General features: G+C 75.7%; 2 protein-coding genes. Both read right to left on the bottom strand.

What is annotated here, in order from left to right; translation table 11 throughout:
• A partial coding sequence (locus DVH02_RS34215) for a hypothetical protein (protein WP_199566521.1) occupies positions 1-321 on the bottom strand: 321 nt, incomplete at its 3' end.
• Positions 322-469: 148 nt separating this feature from the next.
• A complete protein-coding gene (locus tag DVH02_RS34220; protein ID WP_114627715.1) occupies positions 470-2098 on the bottom strand; it encodes an FAD-binding oxidoreductase in 1629 nt (542 codons plus the stop codon).
• Between the last annotated feature and the right edge of the window lie 283 nt (positions 2099-2381).

Genomic DNA, 2381 nt, shown 5'->3' on the forward strand with positions numbered 1-2381 from the left:
CGACCTCGGCGGGGCCGTGCGCACGGGCGTACGGCTGCTCGCGCTCGCGCGCGGGGTGGCGGGGGCCGTTGGCGGGCGGGCCCGCGAGGTCGACGACGCGGTCTCCGAAGTCGAGGCCGACCTCGGGGCGGACGTCGGGGCGGACGTCGACGCGGAAGCCGCCGCCGCCCGCGCCGGTACCCGGTCGGGCTCCGTGTCGGCGAGCGCCGCTTCGCCCGCGCCTGAGGGCCGCTCCACGGCCATGGCTCCGCCGAGCGCGAGCAGGAGGACGGCGGCCACCACGAGTGTGGCTATCCGCGATCCGGGTCCGGTTCGTTGCATGGGTACGCCCTCGCGAGTCGGGTTCTGTCCCCCTGCGGCTGTCGCTCCTGCGGCCGTCGCTACGTACAGGCCACCGTCAGCCCGCCCGCACGGCCACTTCGGTGAGCCGTACGGGCTATCGCGCACCCGGAACCCGACCGGACCGGACCTACAGCGCCTGCGGGAAGTCGAACAGCCGGTCGGGGTCGTACCGCTTCTTCACCCGGCTCAGCCGACCGGCGGCCGGGCCGTAGTAGGCCGAGCGCCAGTCGGTCAGGGTCGGGTCGACGTAGTTCTGGTAGGCGGCGCCCGACGCGTGCGCCCGCATCGCCCCATGAGTGGTTTTCAGCCAGGCACGCTGGGCGGATCCCCCGTCGCCGTGCGGCCAGGCGGCGACGTACTGCGCCAGCATCCGGGAGCGCCGGTGGACGAAGGACGTGGCCATCGGGTCCACCCGGTTGACGGCCCCGCCGAGCGCGGTGAGCGAGAGCGATCCCTCGCCGCCCGCGGCGACGGGCAGCCGGATGAACCCCTCGGCGGCGGAGACCAGCGCGCGGATCCCGGCGGCGGAGAGCGAGCGGTCGAAGAAGTCGGAGGCGGCGGCGTATGTCTCGCGCTTGAGCGCGCCCCGCGCGCCGCGGCCCGGGGTGGTGCCCGGCAGCCGGCACTGCTCCTCGGTGTAACCGGAGCAGCCCGCGTACACGAGCATCGCCTCCTCGTAGCCGCGCTGCCGCAGCGAAACGGAGGCGGCGTGGCCCGCGCGGTCGCCCAGCCGGTCGATGGCGTCGCGCAGGACGGACTCGTCGCCCAGGCAGAACGCGGAGACGGAGAGCGTGGGGTCGACGCCGCCGGGGCCGCCGTCGAGATGGAGCGACGACCAGATCTCGTCGGGCTGCCCGGGGCCCCACTCCTGCCAGGCGGCGATCACGTCGGCGGCCTTCGCCCACGGCCAGGACAGGTAGGCGGAGGTGGTGGTGGGCGCCGGGTGGGTGTCGAAGCGCAGTTCGGTGACGACGCCGAAGTTGCCGTTCCCCGCGCCGCGCAGCGCCCAGAAGAGGTCCGTGTTCCGCCGCGCGTCGGCGGTCAGCCGCTTGCCGTCGGCCGTGATGAGGGTGGCGGAGGCGAGGCTGTCGCAGGTGAGGCCGTACGCGCGGGAGGCGACCCCGTGGCCGCCGCCGAGGGTGAGCCCGGAGACGCCGACGGTGGGGCAGGAACCGGCGGGGATCGTCCTGCCGTGGCGGGCGAGGGCGCGGTAGACGTCGGAGAGCTTGGCGCCCGCGCCGATGATGCCGTCCGAGGCCCGGCTCAGCGAGCCCAGCGCGGATATGTCGATGACGAGCCGTCCGTTGCCGCTCGACCAGCCCGCGTAGGAGTGACCGCCGTTGCGGATCGAGACGGGGGTGGCGTGGGCGCGGGCGAAGGCGAGGCACTCCTTGATGTCGGACTCGCCGGACACATAGGCGACGGCCGCGGGCTTCAGGTCGTCGAAGCGGGTGTTGTAGAGCCTGCGGGCCGTGTCGTACGTGGCGTCCTGCGGCCGGACGAGCCGTCCGTCGAGCCCGTGCGCGAGCGCGCTCCAGGCGGCGGCTCCGGCGGAGGCGCGGGGCGTGGGGACGCGGCCGGTGGCGGTGGCCGCGGTGGCGTCGGGCGCGGTGGCGTCGGGCGCGGTGGCGTCGGCCCCGCCCGTGCCCGGCTTGCCGTCCGCGCCGCCGGTGGATCCGGCCGCGCCGCCGGAGCAGCCGGTGGTGACGGTGGTCGCGGCCAGCGCGGCGGCGGTGAGCAACGTGCGCCGTTGCATACGGGCGACCTCCTGATGGCTGGACCCGGGGCGCGGGTGCGGCGTCCCGTTCGCTGTACGGGACGTGGCGGACGAGCCTCCGGGTTCCCCGAGGAGGGCGCTGTATGCGCGGGCGCGACCCGGTGCGCGGGCGGGAGCCCGGCATGATCCGAACGAGAGGCCCTAGGCGCTCGCGGGGTGCGCGCCCGCGTCCGTGCGCGCGAGGTCGCGTGATCTTCGGGCGGGGCCCGACCAGCCGCAGGTGCAGCGCGCCAGACAGAACGAGCCGCGTTCGACCGTGGAG

Source organism: Streptomyces corynorhini (assembly GCF_003346515.1).
Lineage (GTDB): Bacteria > Actinomycetota > Actinomycetes > Streptomycetales > Streptomycetaceae > Streptomyces > Streptomyces corynorhini.